At 61.2% G+C, this 26,145-nt stretch carries 21 protein-coding genes and 2 tRNA genes; 6 read left to right on the top strand and 17 right to left on the bottom strand.

The features are described from left to right. Positions 1-10: 10 nt before the first annotated feature. Positions 11-403: a DUF2750 domain-containing protein gene (locus AB5Z05_RS15380; RefSeq protein ID WP_005334204.1), complete on the bottom strand. Its 393-nt coding sequence runs from the start codon at positions 401-403 to the stop codon at positions 11-13. A 159-nt stretch (positions 404-562) separates the two neighbouring features. Further along, entirely contained in the window at positions 563-1,111 is a 549-nt protein-coding gene (locus tag AB5Z05_RS15385) for a hypothetical protein (protein WP_151287064.1), read from the bottom strand. A 245-nt stretch (positions 1,112-1,356) separates the two neighbouring features. Between AB5Z05_RS15385 and AB5Z05_RS15390 the strand changes: the two genes are divergently transcribed. Beyond that, the gene (locus AB5Z05_RS15390; protein ID WP_005334209.1) at positions 1,357-1,605 is read left to right on the top strand and encodes a TIGR02647 family protein; all 249 of its coding nucleotides are present in this window, start codon (positions 1,357-1,359) and stop codon (positions 1,603-1,605) included. Here the strand turns inward: AB5Z05_RS15390 and AB5Z05_RS15395 are convergent. The 11 genes from AB5Z05_RS15395 to AB5Z05_RS15445 all read right to left on the bottom strand — a co-directional run bounded on the left by AB5Z05_RS15395 (position 1,592) and on the right by AB5Z05_RS15445 (position 15,322). Further along, positions 1,592-1,897: a hypothetical protein gene (locus tag AB5Z05_RS15395; RefSeq protein WP_108540234.1), complete on the bottom strand. Its 306-nt coding sequence runs from the start codon at positions 1,895-1,897 to the stop codon at positions 1,592-1,594. The genes AB5Z05_RS15390 and AB5Z05_RS15395 overlap by 14 nt on opposite strands. Positions 1,898-1,987: 90 nt before the next feature. Beyond that, positions 1,988-2,197: a cold-shock protein gene (locus AB5Z05_RS15400; RefSeq protein WP_005302803.1), complete on the bottom strand. Its 210-nt coding sequence runs from the start codon at positions 2,195-2,197 to the stop codon at positions 1,988-1,990. A gap of 208 nt (positions 2,198-2,405) precedes the next feature. Then, a complete protein-coding gene (locus AB5Z05_RS15405) occupies positions 2,406-3,506 on the bottom strand; it encodes a dihydrolipoamide acetyltransferase family protein (RefSeq protein WP_368152109.1) in 1,101 nt (366 codons plus the stop codon). Next, positions 3,503-4,489 carry an alpha-ketoacid dehydrogenase subunit beta gene (locus tag AB5Z05_RS15410; RefSeq protein WP_368152110.1) on the bottom strand — a complete coding sequence of 329 codons (987 nt, stop codon included), beginning with the start codon at positions 4,487-4,489 and terminating at the stop codon, positions 3,503-3,505. Before AB5Z05_RS15410 ends, AB5Z05_RS15405 begins: the two co-directional genes overlap by 4 nt. Beyond that, the gene (pdhA, locus tag AB5Z05_RS15415; protein WP_064338306.1) at positions 4,482-5,570 is read right to left on the bottom strand and encodes a pyruvate dehydrogenase (acetyl-transferring) E1 component subunit alpha; all 1,089 of its coding nucleotides are present in this window, start codon (positions 5,568-5,570) and stop codon (positions 4,482-4,484) included. Before pdhA ends, AB5Z05_RS15410 begins: the two co-directional genes overlap by 8 nt. Before the next feature lie 286 nt (positions 5,571-5,856). Next, a complete protein-coding gene (locus AB5Z05_RS15420; RefSeq protein ID WP_219263623.1) occupies positions 5,857-6,726 on the bottom strand; it encodes a hypothetical protein in 870 nt (289 codons plus the stop codon). Further along, positions 6,723-10,712 carry an amino acid adenylation domain-containing protein gene (locus AB5Z05_RS15425; protein ID WP_368152111.1) on the bottom strand — a complete coding sequence of 1,330 codons (3,990 nt, stop codon included), beginning with the start codon at positions 10,710-10,712 and terminating at the stop codon, positions 6,723-6,725. The genes AB5Z05_RS15420 and AB5Z05_RS15425 overlap by 4 nt, the downstream gene beginning before the upstream one ends. A 125-nt stretch (positions 10,713-10,837) precedes the next feature. Beyond that, a complete protein-coding gene (dhbA, locus tag AB5Z05_RS15430) occupies positions 10,838-11,605 on the bottom strand; it encodes a 2,3-dihydro-2,3-dihydroxybenzoate dehydrogenase (RefSeq protein ID WP_368152112.1) in 768 nt (255 codons plus the stop codon). Continuing rightward, positions 11,602-12,534, bottom strand: a complete 933-nt coding sequence (locus AB5Z05_RS15435; RefSeq protein ID WP_368152113.1) for an isochorismatase family protein — start codon at positions 12,532-12,534, stop codon at positions 11,602-11,604. The genes dhbA and AB5Z05_RS15435 overlap by 4 nt, the downstream gene beginning before the upstream one ends. Beyond that, on the bottom strand, positions 12,531-14,177 hold the full coding sequence (locus tag AB5Z05_RS15440; RefSeq protein ID WP_368152114.1) for a (2,3-dihydroxybenzoyl)adenylate synthase: 1,647 nt from the start codon (positions 14,175-14,177) through the stop codon (positions 12,531-12,533). Before AB5Z05_RS15440 ends, AB5Z05_RS15435 begins: the two co-directional genes overlap by 4 nt. After that, entirely contained in the window at positions 14,174-15,322 is a 1,149-nt protein-coding gene (locus AB5Z05_RS15445; protein ID WP_368152115.1) for an isochorismate synthase MenF, read from the bottom strand. Before AB5Z05_RS15445 ends, AB5Z05_RS15440 begins: the two co-directional genes overlap by 4 nt. Before the next feature lie 266 nt (positions 15,323-15,588). On the opposite strand from AB5Z05_RS15445, the gene AB5Z05_RS15450 reads away from it, so the two are divergent. Together AB5Z05_RS15450 and AB5Z05_RS15455 are read left to right on the top strand one after the other, a co-directional pair. Next, complete coding sequence (locus AB5Z05_RS15450; protein WP_368152116.1) at positions 15,589-17,541, top strand: TonB-dependent receptor; 1,953 nt, start codon at positions 15,589-15,591, stop codon at positions 17,539-17,541. A 125-nt stretch (positions 17,542-17,666) separates the two neighbouring features. Continuing rightward, positions 17,667-18,731 (top strand): 3-deoxy-7-phosphoheptulonate synthase, encoded by a 1,065-nt coding sequence (locus AB5Z05_RS15455; RefSeq protein WP_368152117.1) that lies wholly within the window; start codon positions 17,667-17,669, stop codon positions 18,729-18,731. A 77-nt stretch (positions 18,732-18,808) separates the two neighbouring features. Here AB5Z05_RS15455 and AB5Z05_RS15460 read toward each other — a convergent pair whose 3' ends face one another. The 3 genes from AB5Z05_RS15460 to AB5Z05_RS15470 all read right to left on the bottom strand — a co-directional run bounded on the left by AB5Z05_RS15460 (position 18,809) and on the right by AB5Z05_RS15470 (position 24,490). Continuing rightward, positions 18,809-19,807 (bottom strand): LacI family DNA-binding transcriptional regulator, encoded by a 999-nt coding sequence (locus AB5Z05_RS15460; protein ID WP_069527099.1) that lies wholly within the window; start codon positions 19,805-19,807, stop codon positions 18,809-18,811. Positions 19,808-19,984: 177 nt separating this feature from the next. Continuing rightward, positions 19,985-21,886, bottom strand: coding sequence for a transglycosylase SLT domain-containing protein (locus tag AB5Z05_RS15465; protein ID WP_368152118.1), 1,902 nt, complete (start codon positions 21,884-21,886; stop codon positions 19,985-19,987). Positions 21,887-21,985: 99 nt separating this feature from the next. Beyond that, positions 21,986-24,490: a putative bifunctional diguanylate cyclase/phosphodiesterase gene (locus AB5Z05_RS15470; RefSeq protein WP_368152119.1), complete on the bottom strand. Its 2,505-nt coding sequence runs from the start codon at positions 24,488-24,490 to the stop codon at positions 21,986-21,988. A 368-nt stretch (positions 24,491-24,858) separates the two neighbouring features. Here AB5Z05_RS15470 and raiA point away from each other — a divergent pair, with 368 nt between their 5' ends. After that, complete coding sequence (raiA, locus tag AB5Z05_RS15475) at positions 24,859-25,197, top strand: ribosome-associated translation inhibitor RaiA (protein WP_005334257.1); 339 nt, start codon at positions 24,859-24,861, stop codon at positions 25,195-25,197. Positions 25,198-25,307: 110 nt separating this feature from the next. Here raiA and AB5Z05_RS15480 read toward each other — a convergent pair whose 3' ends face one another. Beyond that, complete coding sequence (locus AB5Z05_RS15480; protein WP_265061165.1) at positions 25,308-25,817, bottom strand: VC2046/SO_2500 family protein; 510 nt, start codon at positions 25,815-25,817, stop codon at positions 25,308-25,310. Positions 25,818-25,941: 124 nt separating this feature from the next. On the opposite strand from AB5Z05_RS15480, the gene AB5Z05_RS15485 reads away from it, so the two are divergent. Next, positions 25,942-26,026 (top strand) — tRNA-Tyr (locus tag AB5Z05_RS15485). Positions 26,027-26,060: 34 nt separating this feature from the next. Beyond that, a tRNA-Tyr gene (locus tag AB5Z05_RS15490) sits at positions 26,061-26,145 on the top strand.

The raw sequence follows: 26,145 nt of genomic DNA on the forward strand, positions 1-26,145 counted from the left end.
CGAGCGGTGATCAGCCGCGTTTGGCCTGCTTCTCGGCAATGGCGTCAGCCACGTCGGCCGGCTCCAGTACGATGCCTTCCTGATCCGGGGTCGGGAACACGGCAACACACAGCTCGTCCTGCTCCATACCGTCAACCCAGCGCTCCAGCCATACCTTGAGGGTGATGGACTGCGGCTTGCAATCGGCCCACTCGCCTTCAGCCCACGCCTTGGCGTACTCCGGGTGCGGCCATACCGGAATGCAATCTTCATCATCGGTGGTCAGCATCATGACGCCATGCTCGTCAGTCAGGACGAACAGCTCTTCATGCTCGACCAGCTTGCTGATGAAGTGATCGTAACGGTAATCAGCGTTCAGTTGCAGCGCGGCATTGCGCTCGGTGTCGCTCAGTTCATAGCTCATTGGCCAAGTCTCTCTCTCGATAAAGGGCGCCATGTTCACATCTTGTCGTCAGCTTGTCCAGCTTGCAGCCCCTTGGCACCGGATGGGGAGGACAATGACGCAAATAAGGATAGAGCAGCCTCCTCGATAACGAGGCTGCCAGCCATCATATTGCCCCTTTTACAACGCAGGGGTGATCAGCTCCACATCAGGCTGCTCGCTCAGCTTTTGCCGCAGCCAGTAGGCGGACTCCACCTCGACAAAGCAGAGCAGATCCCGGCCATTGGCCGCCATCGCCATCAGCTGCTCAAAACGCAGCTGTTGTTGCTGCTCCCAGGCGGCAGCGAGTTTGGCACCGTGGGCCTCATCCACCACTTCGCGACGCAGCTCGAACAGGTTATCGGTGATCGGGCTGTTGATCTTGGCGGCGGTGTGCCAGTACATCAGCAGGTTATCCATCATCTCGCTGTCGTAGTTGGCCAGTGCATCCAGCTCGGGTGTATCACCGCTGTCGCTGGCGGCAAAATCACACCAGCCCGCATCGAGTGACGCCAGCTCATGAGCTCCCTTGGCATGCTTGCGTAACAGCGCAATGTCGGCCCCCTTGCGTGCAGGCAACCATACCTCGCCCTGATGGGCATCCAGCAGTGACGTCAACGAAGCAGCGGGGTAAACCGGAAAGCGGGCACAAAGTGAATGCAGCAGGGATACCAGAGTGATCTTGACCATGAGCGATACCTTGAACAGGGCGAACAGCCACCAATAGACCGTCCGATATAAAGAAGTGCCCTATCCTACCACGTTTGATCCGGCTCGGCCCTTGGCGAAGCTGTCAGCCAACCATCTGATTACGCCGAAAAAAACAGCATTTGAAACACAGCATCCAGCCAAAGATCAATAATTTGAGCCAGCGCCCACTAAAGTGGATCCGGGGATGCTAGTTTGCATACATCTTTAGCGTAAGGAGTAACTCCATGATTGGGATCGACCAGGTTTCTAACGAATTCGTGAACGATTTGAAAATACTGGCATGCTTTGATCCGGCCAACATGAGCCTGGGGATTAAATTACGCAGCGATATGTCTGAAGAGTTGTGCCAGGCGGCAGCCCGTCTGCATCAACAGGGGCTCATCAGCGCAGAAGATGGCGGCTATCTCACCCCGTTTGGCATGACCATGGTTGAACACCTGCAACATCTGCTGGTCGCACTCAAACCGCTTTGACCGGCTGTGGTGCCCAGAGTGAAAAGTTGAGTAGCTCCCAGCGCTCCCCTTGGTGAAGATGACAGGCAAACAGCAAAGGACCTTCGGGTCCTTTTACTTTGCCATCCACCAGCCACTCCCCCTCCCTTTCAGGCACCAGTCGCGCATTCACCTCATCGGGTTGCTGTGCAGTGCCCATCCGGACCTGGACAAATTGCTGGCAGATCACCTGCGCTTCCATCGCGGATTGAACCGGTACCGGCGCATCAGACGTCGGAGTCAAGGTGGCAGCAAGCAGGAGCGATAGCAGCATGATTCAGCACATGGGAGTCAGTAGCAGAAGCCAGATAAACAAAAAGCCGTGGCACCAGAGGTACCACGGCTTTCTTAAATTCTGTAAGAATTACAGAGCGGTTACGTTCTCAGCCTGCGGGCCTTTCTGACCTTGGGTCACAGAGAACTGTACGCGCTGACCTTCAGCCAGGGTACGGAAACCGTTACCTTGAATGGCGCTGAAGTGAACGAAAACGTCCGGGCCGTTTTCTTGCTGGATGAAGCCAAAACCTTTGGTTTCGTTGAAAAACTTAACGGTACCGGTGATCATGTTAGACATATCTTTTAAACCTGTATTCAAAATAATTACTTATGCTTTTCAGCGGGTAAAGCTCAAAAAACGGGATTAACTTATGAACAACAGGACAAGATGTGAAACATCGTATTCATTGACATAACTATCGCCCTTTCAAGCTGGTTTGGATTATACGTGGCTTTGTAGATTACGCAAACAAATTTGTGCCCTGCCAACGGCAGGGCACAAACCGTTATAAGGTGGCCGCTTCCAACGCTTCCACCAGTGCTCTGAGAAAACGAGCCGCCTCCCCGCCAGTACAGGCTCTGTGGTCAAATGTCATCGACAGCGGCAATGCCCTGACGGGACGCGCTTCACCGTGGATGAACACCACTTTTTCGAACAGTTTGCCTGCCCCTATGATGGCCACCTGCGGCGGCGTGACGATGGGGCTGGCATAACGGCCTGCGATGGCACCGAAGTTGGTGAGCGTAATGGTCGCCCCCTGCAACATCTCGCGCGGCACGGCGCGCGCCTTAACATCAGCGATCATCCGATCCAGCCCCTGCCGGATATCTGCCCCCTCCCGCTCGGCCACGTTCTCCATCACCGGCACATAGAGGCCATGCTTTGAATCCACCGCGATGGCCACATTGACCTCTTTGAACAGCCGCCGTGACAGGGTGTCGCCATCAAACCAGGCATTCATCGAGGGCTCGGCGCGGCACGCCATGCCAATGGCCTTGATAAGGCGCACCGTCACATCCTCATCAGGCCGCCAGTGACGCAAATCCACCTCGTCGGTGATGCTGACCGGCACCACAGTCTGATGAGAGAGCTCCATCGCCTTGGCCATGGCCCTGCGCGACCCTTTGAGGAATTCGTTGCCACTGCTCTGCTGGGCCTCGAATGCCTGCTGCACATCCAGCTCGGTCACCATGCCGCCGCTGCCACTTCCCTTGATCCGGTCGATTTCCAGACCCAGCTTCTGCGCCAGCAGGCGCACGGCAGGCATGGCTTGCACCAGCGATCCCCCCGGGGCAATGGCCCCTACCACGAAGTGATCCTCGATATGCTGCTGATGGGCGCTCACCTTGCCCACCACGGTGCCATCATCCTCCCCCCCCTCGAACTCCACCAGCGGCGCACCGATATGGAGGATATCCCCCTCGGCGCCGCAGAGACGGGCAATCACCCCGGCTACCGGAGAGGGTACATCCACCAGCGCCTTGGCCGTTTCCACCGACAAGAGCACCTGATCGACCTCGACGGTATCCCCGGCACTCACCTTCCACTCGACGATCTCGGCTTCGGCCAACCCTTCACCCAGATCCGGTAATTTGAAAAATTTCATAGCCACTGGTTCTCCATCAGCTGGTGAGCGGCATCGGCGATATCCTGCTCGGTGATGAGGTAATACGCTTCGTTGCGATAGTAGGGAACGGCGGCATCTACGCCGGTCAGCCGCTTGGGCGGCGCCTTGAGGCAGGGAAGTGCCTGCTCGGTCACCCGCGCCACAATCTCGGCCCCGACCCCGAAGCTGCCACACGCCTCGTGTACCACCAGCAAGCGGCCGGTCTTGCGTACCGAGGCGAGGATGGTCTCCATATCCAGCGGCTTGATGGTGGCCAGATCCAGCACCTCGCACTGGATATCCTGCTCGGCCAGCAGGTTCGCCGCCCGCATCACCTCCTGAATGCAGGCCCCCCAGGCCACTACCGTGATATCTCGGCCCGGGCGCAGGGTGAAGCAGACATCCAGCGGCAGGCCGACACCGTCATCCACCACCTCGGATTTCATCGAGCGATAGATGCGATCCGGTTCGAAAAACATCACGGGATCCGGATCGCGGATGGCCGAGAGCAGCAGGCCATAGGCGCGTCTCGGGCTGGAGGGGATCAATACCCGCAGCCCGGGAATATGGGCAAACAGCGCCTCGACGCTCTCGCTGTGATGTTCAGGCGAATGAATGCCAGCGCCATAGGGGGAGCGATAGACGAGGGGACAGGAGAGGCGGCCACGGGTGCGGTTTCGCATCCGCGCCGCCTGACAGATGATCTGCTCCATACCGGGGAAAATGAAACCCTGAAACTGGAACTCAGCCACCGGCTTGAGCCCCTGGGTCGCCATGCCGACCGCCACCCCGGCGATCAGCCCCTCGGCCAGCGGCGTGTCGATCACCCGCTTGAAACCGAACTTGTCGCGCAGGCCCACGGTGGCGCGAAACACCCCGCCGTTGACCCCCACATCCTCGCCCAGTACCACCACATCCGGGTCGTGCTCCATCTCGTAGTGAAGAGCCATGTTGACCGCTTCCAGCAAACTGATCTCACTCATGGCCAACCTCCTGCTTCATCCCCTTGGCTATCACTCGCTCGCGCTGGGGCAAGAGTTCGGCAGGCAGGCTGGCGTAGTGATAATCGAGCATCGCCTCCGGCGGCTGGGGCGCCATCGCCTCATAACGGGCGACCGCCTGTTCGACCTCTCGGGTAGCCTCCGCCAGCAGGCTCTGCTCCTGCTCTTCATCCCACCAGCCTTTGCTGTGCATAAACTGGCGCAGCCGCTTGACCGGCTCTTTCGCCCAGGCGGCCTCGACCTCGGCCCCGTCACGATAGCGAGTGGCATCGTCGGCCGTAGTGTGATCGCCGAGGCGATAACTGACCGCCTCGATCAGGGTCGGCCCCTTGCCGCTGCGGGCCCGCTCGACGGCACTGCGCGCGGCATCGTAGACCGCCACCACATCATTGCCATCCACCTGCAGGCTGCGCACCCCGGCACCAATCCCCTTCTGGGCCAGCGTTGGGGCGCTCGATTGCAGCTTGCGCGGCACCGAGATGGCCCACTGGTTGTTGTTGACGATGATGACCATCGGCAGGTGCCAGACCCCGGCGCAGTTGAGCCCCTCCAGAAAATCCCCCTTGGAGGTGCCGCCATCGCCGATGGTGACTACGGCGACGCGCGGTTGATTACGCAGTTTGAAGGCCGAGGCAATGCCACAGGCATGAGTGATCTGGGTGGCGATGGGGACGCAGATGGGAAGATCTTCAGAGGGAGTCCCATCGGGTTTGAGAAAATAACTGCCCCGCTCGTCACCGCCCCAATATTGCAAGTTCTTCTCCATCGGCACGCCCCGCACATAGAGGGTGGGCATGTCCCGATAGTAGGGAACGTAGACATCCTGCGGCTGCATGGCGAGCCCAATGCCAATCCCCACGGCTTCTGCGCCGAGATGGGAGGGAAAAGTACCGAGTTTGCCGGTTCGTTGCAGCGCAATCGCTTTTTTGTCATAGCTGCGCACCATCACCATATTGCGGTAGAAGGTGTGCAGTATCGCCTTGTCCAGCCAGGTCGGTAAGGTGGCGACCGGGCACCCTTCCGCATCGAGGTAACGAAGGAAAGGGATGTCGACATGGGTCATAACTGGCTCCTTGCCGTTGTGAGCGTCACCGATGCTGGTGACACCTAGATGTAAATACCTTGTTAAATAAAAAGCAAAGGGATTTACTCAGGTAAGACCAGTAGAAACTTCTTTAAAGTAGCGAAGGAGCTGAATTTTCGGCGATGAGTGTCAAGGTATGCCGTAAATGGTGCAACTTTGCAGCGCTGAATGCAGGATGCAAAGTGTGAAAAAGGGGAGCCTTGCTCCCCCATTGAGTTACTTCAGTTAGCTGTTACTTCTTGTCAGGGGTTACTCCAACCAGCAGTTACGCCAGCCACTGTTGCAGCTGGCTGGCCATGCCAGCTGGCAGCAAGTGAGCGCGACTTAGCAAGTGGCTGCGCCAGGGCTCGGCCAGCAAAGTCGGGCAAATTCGCATCTCCCGTCCCCGGTCAGTCACGCGCACCAACCTGTCGATAAGAGTCTCCAGCGGCGGATGCGTCGGCCAGTGGGGATAGAGGTCGGCAGTCGCGATCCCGGCCAGCTCGCACACTCGCTCCTCTTTCTCATTTCCCTTTCCATCAGCCATTGGCCAGGGGTGAAGCACCTGCAGCCAGCCCGGCCGTGCTGCCTCCAGCAACTGGCCCAGCGTCGGCTGCGCAAAGTGGGGATCCCCAGCGGCTTTGAGCAGATGACGCGCCCCCGCCAGCACCACCACGCCGCGGGCGGGAAGTGCAAGAAGATAGTCGGCCAGCGCCAGATCCCGCCCCCTGTTGTGCTGCTGCCAGCGCTCCGGACTCATCTCCTGCCACTCGAATAAGGGCTCGCAGAGATGCACCCGCAGCCGCACATGTTCAGGGCGCACCAGATTACTCTGGCGCAGAGCGGAAAAGAGAGCCGGAAACTCGGGGGCCATCCAGGCAGGAAAGGCGCAGGAGTCGAGCCAAACCGGATAGAGCCGTGCCAGCGTCAGCGGCTCACCCTGCCAGCTCTCCTCCCCCGTCAGCCAGGCATCGAGCAAGCCCTGATGGCGGCGGTTGCCGCACTCCAGCACCAGATCGGTCATGACTCCCCAGAGCGCCGGATCACACAGCCAGGCATGCTGGCGCCGGATAAAATCCGGGTGCCAATGCGGCTCCCCCAGCCCCACCAGCTTGCCCGCCAGCAAAGCTTCCCGGATGGCGGCAACCGGGGTCATGCGTCCTCCTTCTGCCGGATGTGCGGTTGCTGCCCGACCCCATCGACCCGCTCACAAATAAGGGCGCCGATCTTCGCCAACCAGTCGGGATGCACCATCTCCTGATGCAGACAGGGGAAGCGCTCATAGCGGATCTCCCCTTTTGTCAGCGACTCCCAGCCGCGCCCATCCAGCCAGGGCTGGCGAGAGGCTGACGCCTCGATAAAGATCACCTCCCCGTGGTAGCAGTAGTCGACCGGCTCACGGATCAGCCGGTTGTTGTGGCCCACCAGCTCAATCATGGCGCTCACCACCTGCTCGTCGAGCATGGCCAGCGCACTCCCCTCCGCCCCCAGTCGGGCCACCACCTCGTCACGAGTAAGGGAATCGAGCGCATCGTCCGCAACCGCAATCCCCCCCATTCGCAGCAGCGCATCGAGCATCCGCTGCTCGTCGGGCAGCGGCTGGGTCTGCCACTGCTGGCAGGGGTAGGCGTCGAGCAGCAGCACCATGGCCACCTCTTGTCCCTGTTCTTGCAGCATGGCGGCCATCCGGTGCACCAGCATGCCCCCAAGCGACCAGCCGAGCAGCCAGTAGGGCCCCTCGCTCTGCTGACGACGCAGCTCGGTCACATAGTCGAGCGCCAGCTCGTCGAAGCTGGCGGGCAGCGGCGCATCCGGCTGGCAGAGTGCTCGCGCCTGCAGGGCATAGACCGCCATGTCGGCCGGCAGATGGGGCACCAGTGGCGCATAACACCAGCCGAGCCCCCCTGCGGGATGGACGCAAAAGAGGGTGGGGCCTGATACGCCGGACTGCGAACCGGGCGCCCGCAGGGGCAACAGCATGGGCATCGCCTCCCGCTCGCCGCCAAGACGGCGCGCAAGCTGGGCGGGGCTCGGCGCTTCGAACAGGCTGGCCAGAGTGAGATCCTGTCCGATTGATTCCTCAATACGCACCACCAGCTGCGCCGCCAGCAGGGAGTGGCCACCGAGGGCAAAGAAGTTATCGTCGGCGCCGACCCGCGCCAGCCCCAGAACCTCGGCGAAGAGGCGACAGAGCCGCTCCTCCAGCAGGGTTTTCGGCAGCGACTGACCCACCGCCGACGCCATGTCGGGCAGCGGCAGCCCCTTGCGATCCAGCTTGCCATTGGGGGTAAGCGGCAGCTCAGCCAGGTTTACCAGGAGCCCCGGTACCATGTAGTCGGGCAACGCCGCGCCAAGGGCGGGTGCCAGCTCGGCCAGCGTCAGCTCTGTGCTATCTGCGGTCACCACATAGGCCACCAGACGGCGATCGCCGGGGGCAAATTCGGGGGCCAGCACCACCGCCTGCGCCACCCGGGGATGGCGCAGCAGCACCTGCTCGATCTCTTCCAGTTCGATGCGTTGACCACGGATCTTCACCTGAAAATCGAGGCGCCCCAGATACTCGATGGCGCCATCCTCGCGCCAGGCGGCCAGATCGCCACTGCGATAGAGCCGTCCCGCCCCGAAGGGGTTGGCAATAAAGCGCTCGGCGGTGAGCTCGGGCTGGCCAAAGTAGCCCTCCGCCACCTGCACGCCGCCGATCCAGAGCTCGCCCGCCACACCGGGCGGCACCGGCTGCAACCAGGGGTCGAGAATGTGGATGCTGGTATTCCAGACCGGATAACCGATGGGCACGCTGGTCACCGCCTCGTCTGCCCGGCAGGGATACCAGGTGACATCCACCGCCGCCTCGGTCGGGCCATAGAGGTTGTGCAGGGGGGCTGAAAATGTTCCATACCAGCGCAGCACCAGATCGGCGGGCAGCGCCTCGCCGGAGCAGAAGACCTGCCGCAGTGACCTGCAACATGCAGGCTCGGCTTGTGCGACGAAGATCTGCAGCATGGAGGGGACAAAGTGCAAGGTGGTGATCCCGGCCTGTTCAATCAGCTCGGCAAGGTAGGCGGGATCCTTGTGGCCGCCCGGTTTGGCGAGCACCAGCCGCGCCCCGGTCATAAAGGGCCAGAAAAACTCCCAGATGGAGACATCGAAACCGGCCGGGGTCTTTTGCAGCACCCGATCCGCCGGGCCGATGGGATACATGTGCTGCATCCAGAGCAGCCGGTTAACGATGGCGCCATGGCTCACCACTACCCCTTTGGGCCGACCGGTCGAGCCGGAGGTGTAGATGATGTAGGCCGCATCTTCCGGTTTGGGGGCTGGCAGCTCACAAGGTGCTGTCGTTGCCAACTCTACCGCCGCCAGCTGCTCTGCCACACCGGGGGCATCGAGGCAGACAAGTGGCGCTGCCACGTCGAGCGGCATCTGAAGCGTATGGCTGGTCAACACCAGCGCAGGATCGCTGCTGGCGAGAATGTAGCCGATCCGCTCCGCCGGATAGTCAGGGTCAACGGGCACGTAGACGGCACCCACCGCCATGATGGCCTGCTGGGCGAGGATAAGCTCGGGAGAGCGCGGGATCACCACCGCCACCCGACAACCGGGACCCACGCCCCTTCCCGCCAGATAGCTGGTCAGCTGGCGGGTACGCTGACGCAGCTCGGCCACACTCCAGCGCTCGGCGCCACACTCCAGCGCGATGGCGCTCTGATCTGCCGCCGCCAGCCCCTCGGCCAGCAGTGAGCTCAGAGTGGTGGTCGGCAACGGATGGTCGGTTTGGTTCCAGCGCGCCAGCTCAGCCTGCTCGCAAGGCAGCAGCAGCGGCAAACGCACCGCTTCGGCCTCGTCACCCGCCTCACTCCAGGCGGCCAGATAGGCGACCAGCCGGGCCAGATGACGTTCACTCTCCTGTTGGCTGAAGCGCCCCTGATGTGCTTCGAGGGTCAGGGTGATGGCGCCAGCCTCCTCGGCAAAGTAGAAGGCGCACTCCTCCACCGGCCCCGCTGCCAGCACCTGCACCTCGCCACGAACCTGGTTGTGCCCTTCACCAAAGCTGAGGGTACGGGCAAAGGGCATCAGGTTGACCTGAGGGCCAAACAGCGGCTGGCCCGGCTGACGCTGTTGCAACCACTCCTGACGGCAGCCCTGATGACGGCGCAGGGCGGCAAATTGCCGCTCGACCTGTGCCAGCAACTCCCCTACCCGGCTGGTGCCGCTCAGCTCGACGCGCAGGGGCACCACATTGACCTTCATACAGGGGGTATCGGCCGCCGCTGAGCCCAGCCGCCCCATCAGCGGAATACCCAGCACTACCTCGCCAGCACCGCTCATCCGCTGCACATAGCTGGCCACTGCTGCCAGCAGCAGGCTGTAGGGGTGACAAGCCGAGCGACTCGCCCGTGCCACCAGAGCCTGCCACTGGCGGCCCACTAGCCGCTGCTCAAGACGATAGGTGGGGCCCGGCCCTTGCGCCGGACGGCGGGAGAGCGACGCAGGACTCTCCACCCCGGCCAGCTGCTGCACGAAGAAATCGCGATCCCGCGCGGCGCGCGGCGAATCCTTATAGGCCGCCTCTTCGGCCAACAACTCCTGCTGAGTCGCATAACGGCAGGGGGCAGGCTGCTCGCCCGCACAAAGCGCCTCATACCAATTTGCCACCCGCTGGTAGAGCAGGCTCAGGCCAAAGCCATCGATGGCGATATGGTGCACGGCGATAAACCAGACCCACCGCCCCTCGCCAAGGCGATAGAGAGTGGTGGCAAACAGCGGCCCCCCGGCCAGATTGAAGGGGACGGCCAGCCGCGCACGCATCTCGGCCTGCGCGGCTGCGAGCGGGTCAGCTTCGCTGCGCAGATCCCGCTCGGTCAGTTGCCAGCAGGCGGGGTTGGCCACCATCTGCGGGCCATCGGCAGTAGCCACAAAGGCGTAGTGCAGACCGGGGATCTCGTCGATGGTCTGACGCACCGCTCGGGTGAAGTGATGGGGAGCCAGCGCCCCCTCCAGCAGCCAGTACTCGCCGGTGTTGCAGGCGGGGCTCTGCGGGTATTTTTGCTGGGCAAACCAGATACCCGCCTGAGCGGTGGTTAGCGGCCAGCGCGGGTGCTCACCACGCTGGTGGGTGGCGCGCATCGCCATTGTCTGTTCCATGGGAATGTCCTTGCGCAAACATCGAGCGAGCAGTGACTAGCCCCTGCCCGCATGGCTGAAAAGCGAGGAGGCCAGGCCTCCTCCATAAAGAGAGTGTCGCGCCTGCAAGATCGGCAGCGTGCGGGCTAGACCCCCAGGGTGGCACCGCCATCGACCACCAGATCCTGCAGGGTGATATGGCTGGCCGCATCAGAGGCGAAAAACAGCACGCAGGCAGCCACCTCGTCGGGTGTCCCGAGCTTGCCAAGGGGGATCCCCAGCTTGAACTGCCCGGGCAGGCCCGCAATGGTGCGCAGCTCCCCTTCGCGCTGTTCCGCCTCCCCCTCCTGCCACATGCCGTACAGCATCGGGGTTCGGGTCGAGCCCGGCGACACCAGATTGCAGCGCACCCCATAGGGGGCGAGTTCCAGCCCTGCCGTTTGGGTGAGGCTGGTCAGCGCCGCCTTGGAGGCGCCATAGATGCCCATCCCCACCCGCGGCACCCGACCGGCATTGGAGGAGACATTGACGATGGCGCCCCTGCGTCGTCCCTGAAACCAGGGGGTCAGGGCCCGCATCAGGTAGAAGGGGGCGAAGGTGTTGATGGCGAAGGTGCGCTGCAAGAGGGCGTCATCCACCTCATCGAGCCTGCCGGTCGCCAGTACGCCCGCGACATTGACCAGCACATCGGGCCCCAGCCCCTCGTCGAGCAGCTGTTCGCAGCAGCGGGTCACGGCCTCGCTGTCGCTGACATCGATCACCACCCCCTTCACGTTGCCGGGCAGCGCCTCGGCCAGCTGCAGATCGAACGCCACCACGCTGGCCCCCGCCTCGGCAAAGGTGCGCGCCACCGTATGGCCAATTCCCTGCGCCGCACCGGTCACCCAGACGGTTCTGCCTTGCCACTCGCTCATGGGGTGCACTCCGGTTCGCTGACGTGATCTTCGTTAACCTGACGAGCCTTGGCCTGACTGACATTAAGCTGACGGGAGAGGAGCGCCCACCAATGGGCCAGGGTCGGCGTGCGGGCCAGCTCGGACAGCTCCACCACCAGCCCCTGCTGGCGCCACTCTTCCACCAGCCCCATTACCGCCAGCGAGTCGAGACCGTAGTCGAGCAGGTTGTCATCCTCAGTGGGCTGCTCCTGCTGCATCTCGGCGGGCAGCCGCGCCAGCACCTGATCACGTAGCAACTCGCGAGTCAGGGGGCGTTTGCTGGCCGCCATCACCTCGGCCACGGTAATCACCCGACCGGCATTGCGGCTGACATAGGAGAGCGCCAGCAGATGATCCTCGCGGGAGAAGTCGGCGATGGCATCAGCCACCAGGAAGGGGCGGATATCGCGCATAAAGGCATCGACCGCCGTCTGCATCACCCCGATATGGCCGTAGATGCCGCAGATCACCAGCTGATCCCGCCCCCATTCGGCCATCAGCTCCGCCAGCGGTGAGCGGCAAAAAGCGCTGTAGCGCCACTTGGTCAGCACCGTATCCTGCGGCTCGGGGGCTAGCGCCGAAACAATCGGCTGACGCTCCGGCGCTCGGGTCAACCCGGGCCCCCACATGTCGTTGAGCAGCGCCCGATCGGCCTGACTCTGCTCGGCGGGCTGGGCGGTATAGACCACCGGCATACCGAGGGCACGCGCCTGACGGATCAGGGTGGCGATATGGTCGATGACCTGATTGATCAGCGGATTGTCCGGCCCGTAGAAATCGACGAAATAGTGCTGCATATCGTGGATCAACAAGGCGGCGCGGCCCGGTTCGAAAGGCCAGTTCACCCGCCCGGTGGGCAGCTCCTCGGCGGTGGGCAACGGATAGGCGGCGAGGGATTGAATGGTCATGCACACTCCTTGGCGAGCTGCTCGCGCAGCGTCTGTTTGTCTATCTTGCCGACCGGGGTGTAGGGCAGTTGCTCCACCAGCACCAGGCGATCGGGCAGTTTGTAATCGGCCACCCCCTGCTCGCGCAGGAAACGGCGCAAGCGGGGCAGATTGAGGGGCTCGCGGCACATCAGAAAGGCGCAGCTGCGCTCCCCGAGCATGGGATCGGGCATGGCGACCAGCGCCGCCTGCCGCACATCTGGATGGGTAATCAGCAACTCTTCAATCTCGAGGGCGTCGATCTTCTCCCCGCCCCGGTTGATCTGATCCTTGTTGCGCCCCACCACCATCAGATGGCCACTGGGCAAGCGGCAGACCAGATCGCCGGAGCAGTAGAAACCGTCCCGGTCGAAGGCACGCTGATTGTGGGCATCAGCCTTGAAGTAGCCGCGAAAGGTGTAGGGGCCACGCGTCCAGAGTTCTCCACACTCACCATCAGGCAAGGGGTGCCCGTCGCTGTCTCGCACCTCCACCTCGTCGCCCGAGCTCATCGGGCGGCCCTGGGTATTGACGATGTGCCACTGGTCATCCTCGGTGCGGGTGTAGTTGACCAGCCCCTCGGCCATGCCAAACACCTGCTGCAAGCGGCAACCAAGGCGGCTCGCTACCGCATCGGCATGAGCCGGGCTGAGGCGCGCCCCTCCCACCTGCACACACTCCAGAGAGGTCTGCGGATAGTGGCTGGCCGCCTCCAGCCAGAGCGCCAGAGCCGGTGGCACCAGTGCCGCCCAGTTGACCTGATGGCGCTGCACCAGCGGCAGACAGGTTGCCGCGGAAGGATCCTTTGCCAGCACCACGCAGCCACCGGCATAAAACACTCCGAGTGCCCCGGGGGAGCTCAGGGGAAAGTTGTGGGGCGCCGGCAGGGCGCAGAGATAGATCACCCGCTCATCCCAACCACACACCGCCACGCTCTGGCGCACGCTGTAGCCATAGTCATCGTGGGTACGGGGGATCAGTTTGGGAGTGCCGGTACTGCCGCCGGAGAGCTGGAAAAAGGCGACCTGATCGGCCGGGGTAGGTGTTGGCGCAGTGGCCGTCAGAGGCGAACCATCAGCACGAGCCACGGTTTCAGGCTGACGCCATGCAAATCCTGACTGAAGGTCTGCGCCTTCAGCCTGCTCGAACAGCAGTGTCTGGCAGGAGGGATATACCCGCTCATCAAGGGCCGCGAGGCTCCCCGCTTCACCGGCAAAGCCGGGATGCGAGGGGCTGAGTACCAGCAAGGCGGGCTCAATCTGGCGGGCAAAGGCCACCAGCTCGCGCCGCTGGTGGCTGTAGAGGGCATGCACCGCCACCACACCGCAGCGGATCAGGGCAAACCAGCAGATATAGAACTCGGCGCAGTTGGGCAACTGCACCAGAGCGGTATCGCCATGGCCCAGCCCGCGCACTGCCAGCCGCACCGCCAGCGCATCAACCTCACGCTTTAACTGGCCATAACTGAGAGTGCGTTCCCCGCAGATCAGGGCCGTGCGCTCGGGATAACGTTCGGCAGATTCATCGAGCAGGGCGGTGAGCGGTTGTCCGCGCCACCACCCTTGTGCCCGGTAGTGGGCTGCCAGCTCGGCGGGCCAGGGGGTAAAGGGCACCTGCGGCTTCATGCAGTTACCTCCGGCTCCCGGCTTTCGAGGCCAAACGCCCGCAGCATGGTGCCGAGTTTGGCGGCGGTCTCTTGCCACTCTGCTTCCGGCGAGGAGCCCACCACCACCCCGGCACCGGCATAGAGCCGCAGCTGCTTGCCGGCCAGCACGCCACAGCGGATGGTGACCACCCACTCGCCATTGCCATCGGCATCCATCCAGCCGACGGCACCACAGTAGAAACGGCGATCGTACCCCTCAAGCCGGGCGATGGTCTGACGCGCAGCCGAGAGCGGCGTGCCGCATACCGCCGGTGTCGGGTGCAGCGCCAACGCCAGTGCCAGCACGGGAGAGGGGTCATGGAGCCGCCCGGCGATGCGGGTCGAGAGGTGCCACATGGTAGGAGTGGCGATCACCTGCGGCTCCAGAGGGACATCCAGCTCGCGGCAGAAGGGAGCGAGGGCCGCAGCGACCGCATCGGCCACCAGCGCATGTTCATAGCGATCTTTTTGCGCCCCCAGCAGCTCGGCACTAGCCGCCTGTTGATCGGAAAACGCGTGGCGCGGACGGGAGCCCGCCAGCGGATTGCTCACCACCGCCATCTCGCTGCGCGATACCAGCAGCTCGGGGCTGGCGCCAAGCAGGGTCTCCCCATCCGGCAGCGGGATCTGGAACACATAGGCGCCCGGATTCTGGGCCAGCAGAGAGCCATAGGCGTGTGCGGGGGAGGTCTGCTCTGCGCTCTGCACGTCGATGGCGCGCGACAGTACCACCTTCTCGAGCTGCCCCTCGCTAAACTGCTGCAACGCTGCCCGTACCGCCCCCTGATAGTGGGCAGAGCCGGTCACTTCGCTCACCTCGCCATGGAGCTGGCAACAGCGGGCGGGTAACAACGCATCCCGTTTGACCCACTGCGATTGCGCCGGGATCACCAGATGCCAGGGGGATTGGGTATCAAACGGAATGGCGCCGATGGCGATGGGATTGGCCATCCCCTGCTGGCGCAACTGACGCAGATGGGCGAGCAGCTTCTCCGGTGGGATGCCGGTAAAACTGTCGTGGATACCGGAGGCGACCAATACCCTGTCACCGCTTGCAAAACAGCACACTTTATCCAACCCGACCGCTGTGGCGGGCCACTCTCCTTCCAGTGCATGGTCACACATGACGGTGCTACTCCTTGGAATGAATCACTGCCTGACACGACTTAAAGTGAGTCATTTGACTCACCAGATATCAGGGTGAACGGCATCCTAACAAGGAGCGAAAAAACGATCAATACAAATGAGAATCAATTTCATTGACTTCTTTTTAGTCAAAAGCAGGTGACGAACGAAACTGAACTTCGCCGATAAAAAAGAGTTGCGATCGGAGCAAATTCAACTTGATAATGATAACGCTTATCATTTGTATATTATGGAAGATGTAAATAATGAAATCCTCAACCTCCCGTTTTATTGCTCCCAGTCTGCTGGCCACCACCATCGTCACTCTGCTGACCCAGCAAGCGATCGCCGCCAGCAACGCCCCTCAAGCAGATGAAGTGATCACCGTCACCACAACGGCGCACAATACCCGCTCGGCACCGGCCTCTATCTCTGTCATCACGGCCGAACAGATCGCCGCCGCGCCCGTCAATGACCTTGCCGACCTGCTGCGCCACGAAGTGGGCATTCAGGCTGAAGCTGACACCAATGGCCGCAGCGATATCGGTATTCGCGGCATGTCCGGCAAGTACACGCTAGTGCTGGTGGATGGCAAACGCCTCTCCTCCTCCAATGCCCTGTGGCGCGGCGGCAACTTCGACAACACTCCCGTGCCCCTTGGCATGATCCAGCGGGTCGAGGTGATCCGTGGCCCCATGTCGGCACTTTATGGCTCCGATGCCATCGGTGGTGTCATCAACATCATCACCAAACAGCTGGGCAAAACCTGGCAAGGGGCGGCTGATGCCGACTTCAAAGCCATCGAGGGCAAGGATGGCGGCGATCAGCACAGAACCAACCTGGGCTTTACCGGCCCGCTGACCGACAACCTGCTGATCCGGATGAACGGCGAGGTGTATGACCGTCAAGCCTGGACCCCCACCGAAGCTGCTGACGGCATCCCCCTTATCGAAGCCAAACAGACCCGCAACTTCGCCTCCACCCTCAGCTGGCTGGTGGATGAGCAGCAGCGCTTCGAGCTGGATTACCTCTACAACCAGGATGAGCGGCCTCTCGATATCTTCCGCAAAACCGGCAACAAGGTGCACAGCCGCCAGCAGCAAAACGATCGCAACCTGTTTGGTCTGACTCACAAGGGGAACTGGAGCTGGGGTGACACCACCGTCATGGCCAACTACGAGAGCTCCCAGATCGACGATTTCAACACCAGCTACTCTGCCCCACAGCAGCGGGAGCTGGAAGAGAACACCTTGACCCTCAAGGGCTATACCAACCTGGCGCTGGCCAACCACTACCTGACCCTGGGTGGTGAATATCTGGACCGGGAGCTGGTGGATGCGGTGAGCTACAAGGATATCGGCGGCAAGGAGAGTCACTCTCAGGAGGCGCTGTTCGCCCAGGATGAAATTGGCCTGACCGACAGCCTGACCTTCACGCTGGGCGGCCGTTACGATCACCACGAGATCTACGGCAGCCACTTCACCCCGCGCGGCTATCTGGTCTATGAGATGAACGATGTGGTGACAGTGAAAGGCGGTGTCAGCCAGGCCTTCAAGGCACCGGCACCACACCAGTACTCCAACGGTTACAGCATCGAGAGCTGCGGCGGCAGCTGCCGCATCTATGGCAGTGACAAGGTCAAGCCGGAAACCAGCACCAACTACGAGCTGGGTGTCATCGCAGGAGAAGGGATCTGGGAAACCAGCGCCACCCTCTTCTACTCCGACATCGACGACATGCTCACCTTCAAACAGCTGCCGAACTCCACTGACCGCACCTGGTACAACCTGGAGAAAGCCACCACCAAGGGGTTGGAGCTGACCGGCAAGCTCGATCTGACCGACAATATCAACCTTGGAGCCAACTACACCTACCTCAAGGCGGAAGGCGATCAGGGTCAGGCTCTGCCCGAGCGGCCGGAGCACAAGGCCAACGCCAAGATCACCTGGCAGGCCACCGAGCGGGTCAATGCCTTTGTCGGCACCACCTACACCGGCACCCAGTTTGCCGAGCAGACCGTTAACAAGGTTGTCGTACTGCACAAGCTGCCCAGCTATCAGACCTTCGATCTCGGCACCGGCTTCAAGGTCACCGAGAACTTTGACCTGCGACTGGGGATCAACAACCTGACCGACGTGCGCCTGCAAGAGAAAGACACCGTCTTCCAGAACGTCGAACCGGGTCGCAGCTACTACGTCAGCGGCTCAGCCCGCTTCTAAGGTAGCCAAGGCCGATATAACAGAGCGCGGGCCCATGCCCGCGCTCTGTTAACCAAGAGAATAAGGGGAAGATCCCCACTGGACAGCAAAGAGCATGCAGATTTCCATTTTCATCAGGATCGCTCATGTTCACCTCACTTCTGAATGCTTCACCCCTTGCCACCCTGCCCACCCCTGACGAGATGTTAAAGGCCAGACCCTGTCCGGCACGGCTCGCTCGCCAAATCGCACACAGCCGCCAGCAAGCCCGCCATATTCTGCAGGGAGAGGACGACCGCCTGCTGCTGGTGATCGGCCCCTGCTCCATTCACGATCCGGCAGCCGCCCGCGACTATGGTGGCCGGCTCGCTGAACTGCAGGGCCAATACGGGGAGCAGCTGCAACTGGTGATGCGCACCTATTTCGAAAAGCCGCGCACGACGCTCGGCTGGAAAGGATTTATCTTCGATCCCGACCTCGATGGCAGCGATCAACTGGAAAAGGGACTAACCCAAGCCCGCGAGTTACTTCTGGCCCTTGGACAGGAAGGGCTCGCCTGTGCCACCGAATTTCTCGATCTCACCAGCATGCTCTATCTGGGGGACCTCATCAGCTGGGGCGCCATCGGTGCTCGCACCACAGAATCCCAGCTCCACCGCCAGCTGGCTTCGGCCCTTCCCTGCCCCATCGGTTTTAAAAACGGTACCGACGGCAATATCCGGATCGTGGTAGAGGCGATCCTCGCCAGCCGAGCGGCCCACCTCTATACCCAGCCTTCCGGTGATGGCCAGCTGGCACTGGTGCGCAGCCATGGCAACCCCGACTGCCACCTGATCCTGCGCGGTGGCCGCCTGCCCAACTATCAGAGCTGTCATGTGGCAGAGGCTGGCGAGCTGCTGCGCCAGCATCATCTGTCACCCCGGCTGATGATCGATTGCAGCCACGGCAACAGCCAGAAGCAGCATGCCCGCCAGCTGCTGGTTGCCCGTGACATTGCCAACCAGCTGGGGGCAAGTAGCCATGCCATCGCCGCCATCATGGTGGAAAGTTTTATTTGCGAAGGGCGTCAGGAGATTGGCAGCAAACCGCTGTGCTACGGCCAGTCGATCACCGATAGCTGCATCGGCTGGGAACAGACAAGGCAACTGCTCGATATGGTGGCAGAAGGGGTGGAGGCACGCCGCCAGCAGCGGATCGCCCTAGCGGGATAAATAGCGGATTAGAGAGATAACGCAGAAAAGAGTGTGGCCCCGATGGGGCCACCTTGTTGTTCGCTGTCTGACGCACGTCAGGCGACTGACTCACGCTCCACCAGCTGGGCTTCAAATTTGAGCGCCAGGCCGTCCACCGGCTTGTGATCGAGCAGGCGCAGCGCCAGCTCGGCAGCGCGGCTGCCCATCTCCTCGATGGGGTAGCGCACCGTGGTGAGCTTGGGATAGATGTAGCGGGCGTAAGGGATATCGTCGAACCCCACCACCGACACCTGCTGCGGGATCTTGTAACCCCGCTCCAGCAGGCAAGAGATCGCCCCCGCCACCATACCGTCGTTGAAACCGAGCACGGCCGTGAACTCGACGCCACGGGCCAGCAGTTCACTCATCGCCACATAGCCGCCATTTTCGTCGGCATAGGCACGGCTGACGAGAGCAGGATCAAAGGCGATCCCGGCTCTCGCTAGGGTCTGGGTGTAACCGGCCATCCGCTGCTGACCATCGACAAACTCTTCATCATCGGAGGTGATAAAGGCTATGTTGCGATGACCGGCATCCAGCAAGTGCTGGCACGCGGTAGTGATCCCCGCCTGGTTATCGAGCCAGACGCAGCGATCCTCAAAGCCCGGCACCTGACGGTTGATAAAGACGATGGGGGTAGAGCCTGCCGCCAGCTCGCTCAGCTCCTCGTCCGGGAGCGCCTTGCTGTGGAGGATCAGCGCATCGCACTGGCGCTGCAGCAGCGCCTGAATGGCATGACGCTCGCGTGCGATATCGTGGTTGCCAGACATGACGATGGTGAACTTGTTGGCCTGATCGACCATGGTTTCGATGCCACGCATCATCTGGGCAAAGAAGGGGCCGCCGCAGAGGTCGCCAACCAGCACGCCAATGCAGTTGGAACGCTTGCTGACCAGTGCCTGGGCAAAACTGTTGGGTCGAAAATTCAGTTCCTTCATGGCCGCCAGTACGGCCTCACGCTTTTCCGGTGCTACCTGTGCCGTGTTGTTGATAACCCGCGACACGGTGGAGATAGACACATTTGCCAGCTGAGAAACGTCTTTAATCGTTGCCACTATCCATTCCTTTATTGTGGGGGAACCTGTCGGTGCCGACGCCCGAGTATACCCTGCGGCCTGATGCAATTCCCGGAGCCAGGTCACCAGGCATGTTTCCTTTGGTAACAAAACCTTACCCGATGATACCCGGCAGCAGGGAAATTTGAAAACAGGGGCCGGCTGGCGGCCCCCGACTCAATAGGCGTGATTGAGCTCCCGCTCTGACATGAAGCGCAGCGGCTGCTGCAGCTTGTGCTGATAGATGAGATCGAACGACAACACGTTTTGCACGTAGTTGCGGGTCTCCTTGTAGGGGATGCTCTCGACCCACACGTCCATCGGCTTGTTGTCACTCTGCTCTCGCCAGCGTTTTACCCGTCCTGGCCCGGCGTTGTAGGCGGCCGCCGCCAGGATCCGGTTGCCGTCATAGACATCCAGCAAGCGCTTGAGATAGGCGCTCCCCAGACGAATATTCATCGCCGGATCAAACAGTTGCTGCTCGTTGCGATAGGGGACCCCCAGCTTGCCGGCAGTCTCTTTGGCAGTAGCAGGCATCAGCTGCATCAGGCCGCGCGCCCCCACCGGCGACTGGGCCAGCGGATAGAGGGCACTCTCCTGACGGGAGATGGCATAGAGCAGGCTGGTGTTCATGGTGCGCTCTTGCGCCATCTGGGAGAAGGTGCGCTTGAGCGGCAGCGGGAAGCGCAGGTCGAGGGCATCCCACGCTTCGGCGCGAATGCTGGCGAGAATGGCCAGCTCGTGCCACCCCTGATTGAGGGCGATATGACCAAACTCGATACGCTGGGCCACCGGATTGCGATCCATGTTGTGGATCCACTCCGAGCGGGCCGCCGCAATCTCGTTCATCGACAGCAGCTCGCGCACCCGCAACAGGAAGGGCCAGCGCTGGCTGGCCGTACGCCAGTCCGGTACATGCTTGACGCTCTGGTTCTTGATGCGATAAGGCACCCCGGTGCGCTGGGCGGCCATAAAGCCGTAGAAACCGCGCAGGTTGGCGGTCTCCAGATAGAGATCCCGCGCCGGTTTTTGCTGCCCCTGTACTTCAAGAGAGCGCGCCATCCAGTAGCGCCAGCGATCCTCTTTCTGACGGGCCATCGGCATCATCTTCACCCAGCCGGAGAGGCCACGCCAATCCTGCTCCCAGATGGCCAGTCGTGCCCGCAGCTCGGTGATATCAGGATCCGCCAGCTTTTTCACCGTGCTGTCGACCCAGCTGCGCTGGGCTATGGAGCGATCCAGCAGCAGGCGGCGGGCAATGGCACGCTCTACCGGTTTCACCTCGGCCTGGGTCAGGCCAAAACGGCTGCGAAACAGCGCAAGCTGGCGCAGCACCGACTCCGGCTCCTGATTGGCATAGCGGGTCAAACCGAGGGAGAGCAGCTTGCGGGAATAGGGGTTGCTGCTGAAATAGGCCGGGTTCATCGCCTTGGCAGGCTGCTCGAACAGGGTCACCATCTGATCGCCATAGCTCTGCAAGCCGCTACCCAGGGTCGCGCCAAGGTGGCGGATAAGATTGGGGTTTTCCGCCTCGAACGCCAGCGTCATCCGCTGCCAGATCTTCTCCTGGGTACGCTGACCGGATGCCTGCCACAGCTGGAACAGCGGGGAGCAGGCATCGGGGCGCGATTGACCACTCATCCAGATCTTGCCCGCCCCCTGCAACGCCTCTTTCGGCTTGCCGGTGTAATAGAGCGCCTGATAGTGCATGCAGAGCAGATCGGTGGAGCTCGGCTTGGCCGGATAGAAGCGCAGGAACTGCGACCACTGCTCGCTCTGGGCCAGATAGGTCAGATAGCTGCGCTCCAGCCGGTTGGACTGGGGGGTATCCCCATGCTGGCGGATAAAGCGGGTCACATCGTTGTAATCCGCCGCCCCCGGACGAAAGGCGAGCTGATAGTAATCGAGGTAAGGGAGCAGGGGGTAATGGGTCAAACGGGCACGAATTTGCTGGAAACGGGCCTGATCATTGGCCCGTACGGCGTCATACGCCTGACGGTAGAGCGTCTGGTCGGCAGTCTGCGCCATCAGGGTCGGCACAAACAGCGCCGACAAAACAATTCCCCATACAGCTTTCACTGAACATCTCCATTGAGGGCAATACACCGCCCGGTGGCGGTGGGTCTACTGCCTCTCATTCTACCCGTTGCCGGGCAGCGCTACAGCGGGGAGCAGGGACTATTTTTCTGACTCGCTCAGCTGCATTTCACGCAGTTGCTCCGGTCTGGTCAGCCGCTGTACATATTTCTCCAGATAGGGCACCGGCAGCGGCTTGGAGGCGAGATAGCCCTGATAGAAACTGCACCCCTGCGCCTTGAGAAACTCCAGTTGCTGACGGGACTCCACCCCTTCCGCCGTGACGTTGAACCCCATATGTCGCGCCATGGCGATCACCGCCTCGACGATGGCCATGTTGTCGCCATCTTTCGGGATGTCCTGAATGAAGGAGCGGTCGATCTTGAGTTCATCGGCAGGCAGCCGCTTGAGGTAGCTCAGGGAGGAGTAACCGGCGCCAAAATCGTCGATGGCAAAGCTGATGCCGAGCTCCTTGAGCTCGGTCATTTTGCTGATGGTGTCCTCGGCATGGCCCAGCACCACGGACTCGGTGATCTCCAGATTGAGGCAGGCCGGATCCATGCCGGTTTGCGCCAACACATCGTGGATCCGCTCGACAAAGTCGGTGGCATGGAACTGCTTGGCACTGACGTTGACCGAGATCTGCGGAATATGGATGCCGTTCTCCTCCCACAGCACATACTGGGCGCACGCCTCGTGCAGTACCCAGTTGCCGATATCGACAATCAGGTCCGTCTCCTCGGCAATGGGAATAAACTCGGCCGGCGAGACCAGCGAGCGACCGGCCGGCTGCCAGCGAATGAGCGCCTCGACACCGATGATATCGCCGCCATCGACCATATGCTGGGGCTGATAGTAGAGAGTCAGCTCTTGCTGGCTGAGGGCGTTACGCAATTCGTTGTGAATAAGCAGACGGCGATCCGCCTGCTGCTGCATCGAGGCATCGAAGAAGCGACGGGTCTTGCGGCCAGCGGACTTGGCCTGATACATGGCGGTATCCGCCTGCTTGAGCAGATCATCGACCCCCTGCTCCCGATCCGGAAACAGGGTAATGCCGACACTGGCGCCGATGTGCAGCACTTGCCCCACATAGGTATAAGGAGCGGCAATCTCGGTGATAAGCCGTTCGGCAATGATATCGGCCTGCATCTCCGCCTGGGGCGGGCTGGCCGAGAGCGATGGCAGCAGCAACACAAACTCGTCACCACCAAGGCGGGCCAGACAATCCCCCTGTCGCACCAGCCGTTTGAGACGGGCGGCGACCTCCTTGAGCAGCCAGTCACCGGTGGCGTGGCCGAGGGAGTCGTTGATGGTCTTGAAGTGATCGAGATCGATAAAGAGCAGGGCGCCAATCAGACCGTCGCGGGTCGCCTCGTTGAAGGTCTGCACCAGAGTCTCGTGGAGCTGACGGCGATTGGGCAATCCGGTCAGCTCGTCGTAATAGGCGAGATCCTGAATGCGTCGCTCGGCCGCCTTGCGCTCGGAAATATCTTCAAAACAGATGACAAAGTGGCTGATCACCCCTTTTTCATCCTGCACCGGTGTCACTATCTCCCACTGGGGATAGGTGTGACCATCGACATGGCGACGCTGGGTCTCCCCCTGCCAGCGGCTGAGGGTATTGAGCTCGTAGCCGAGCCCACCCAGATTGGGCCAGAGATCCTCTTCCAGATGCAGGCCCAGCACCGACTGGCTGTCAAAGCCGGTGATCTGGCTGAAGGCGTTGTTGACCCGCAGGATCTTGAACCCCGGATCCGTGATGATGATCCCTTCGTGGGTCTCAAACGCCACGGCAGAGAGGCGCATCTGGGCATCGGATTGCAATCGCTCCAGCTCGGCCACCATCCGTACCGAGAAGGTATTGAGCACCGAGGTGAGATTGCTGGTATCTGCCGGGGCCGAATAGAGCAGCGCCAGATGGCCCAGAAGTTGGCCTCTGGCATCAAACAGCGGCTGACCATAATAAGTCTGCCCGGCCGCCAGCCAGGGTTGATACTCCTGCGACTCGTCGATCACCTCGAAACAGATGGCACCTTGCTTGTAGAGCTCCTGACAGGGGGATCCCGCCAGCGGATAGTCCTTCTGCGCCAGCCCGTCGGCGGCCAGCACTTTGACCCGGTCGGCACCGCACAACTCCCCCACCCAGACCGCATCCACCTTGAGAATATGAGCCAGCTGGCTGACCAGGGTATTGAAGAAATCGAGCCCAGTGCGGGCAGAGAGCGCCTGCGCCAACTGGGTGAGCAGGGTGGTTTGCAGCAACGGCAAAGAGAGATTGAGGGAGGAGACCGCACTGTTGGCGGTATCAAGAGGGGCCAGCCAGCCACAGCAGATCTGCTGGGTGGGCACAAACTGGCCGCTCCAGAGCACATGGTTGAGCTGCCCCTGATCATCTTTCAGATGACCGATGAACTGTTCAGGCAGATATGATTCATGAAGCCGGACGAGAAAGTCGGCAAAGCCTGCCTCATCTTCCGGTAACAGGCGAGCGGCCCAGGGATGATTGCCCTCCCCTTGCCACTGCTGGTAGGCCCCCTGATCAGAGAGACTCCACTGATCATGTTGCCGATCGAAAAACCACATGACTTGCGTGGCCTGCTGCTTCATTTACCACTCCAACACAACAACCAACCACGTTTGATGTCCAATCAGGCATAGCAACGCCCCCTGCATCCGCTCATCAGATCAGAGGTTGCGAGGGAAGAGTACAAACATGCGATATCAAGCAGTGGAAACCGGACATGAGGTCGACACGAAGTGCTGCCAAGAAGGGACAGAAACGATCCTATTCCCGTCATACTGCCTGCCAGTTTCATGGAGCTCAAGCTGTTTTTGGCACGAAACCGGAAAAGATCACAATTTATAAGTTGCTGAATAGCCAAGGGAAGGTTATGTGACATGGATCACATTTCAATCTTTACCAATGAGTAATCTGAAGGTGAAGACACAAGCAAGACGACCCGAAGGGGGCCAATATGAAAATCGAAATTACCAGCAAAATCATCGACATCACCCCGGCTATCCGCGAGCGCATCGAATCCCGTTTTGAAAAGCTCGAACGTCTTCAGGTGCCTCTCATCACACCCCATGTGATTGTTTCCAAAGAGCGTCTGATGTTCACTGTCGAAGCCAGTGCTGGCATCCCCAACGGCAAATTGTTTGCCCAGGCAGAGCATGAGGATCTCTACGCCGCCATCAACGAACTGGGGCAAAAACTGGAGCGCCAACTCAACCGTCACACCGAAAAGCCGATTGCCCGTCGTGCCAACGCAGCGCTCAAAGAGCAGCCGCAACCGGATGAAGCTGACGCTTGATAGCATGCCGCAAGGCTAAAATTCTAAAGAGCAAAAAGGCGGGGTCACCCGCCTTTTTGTTGCCTATGATTTGCCGACAAGCATCGCGTTACACCAGTGAACAGGCGCCATCAACTGAGCCAGTGCAACCGGGTATCCACCCCCTGTTGCAAACGGTCGAGGATCGGCAACAGTACCAGCGGATCCTCCTGGCGTGGCATATCGGCCAGCTTTCCTTGCAACCGCTCCCGCGCCAGCGGTGACAGGTTGTCGTAGACAGCCTCATCCAGCAGCGGTTGTTTGACCGCCAGCGGCGGTGTTTGCAGCGCCAGCCAGAGCCGCACATCCACCATGCTTCCCCCCTGCTGCAGCCGCTCATTGATGGCACTGCAGTCACTCCCCGCCCCTTCAGCCACCAGCACCTCTGCCGGTCTCAGCGCAAAGTGCAGACGCCAGTCACGGCTCTGGGGAGTGGCCACCGGTTTGGCATCAAACCAGGGCTGCTCCTCCACCGCGTCGGTCAGCAGGGCCAGATGCAACCGGAAATCCGCCCGATCCCCATGCTGCAGGTCACGGTTGAGGCGCTGCCCCAACTGGCCCTCATCAACGAGCAGGTGATTACGGATTGAACTGGGCAGCATGAGATAACTCTCGAAAATGGCGATTTCACTGGTTATCGGCCACAAATCCAATTCTTTTAATGGAAAAATCCTGCTTGGGGGTTCACAAAACCGGAAGATCTGTTAGTATGCGCCTCGCACTTGTGGAGGGGTTCCCGAGCGGCCAAAGGGATCAGACTGTAAATCTGACGGCTCTGCCTTCGAAGGTTCGAATCCTTCTCCCTCCACCATTTCAAGTGCGACAAGTTGAAAGCAATACCCCGTGGAGGGGTTCCCGAGCGGCCAAAGGGATCAGACTGTAAATCTGACGGCTCTGCCTTCGAAGGTTCGAATCCTTCTCCCTCCACCA

It is taken from the genome of Aeromonas sp. R2-4, assembly GCF_040908365.1.
GTDB classification, from domain to species: Bacteria; Pseudomonadota; Gammaproteobacteria; order Enterobacterales; family Aeromonadaceae; genus Aeromonas; species Aeromonas veronii.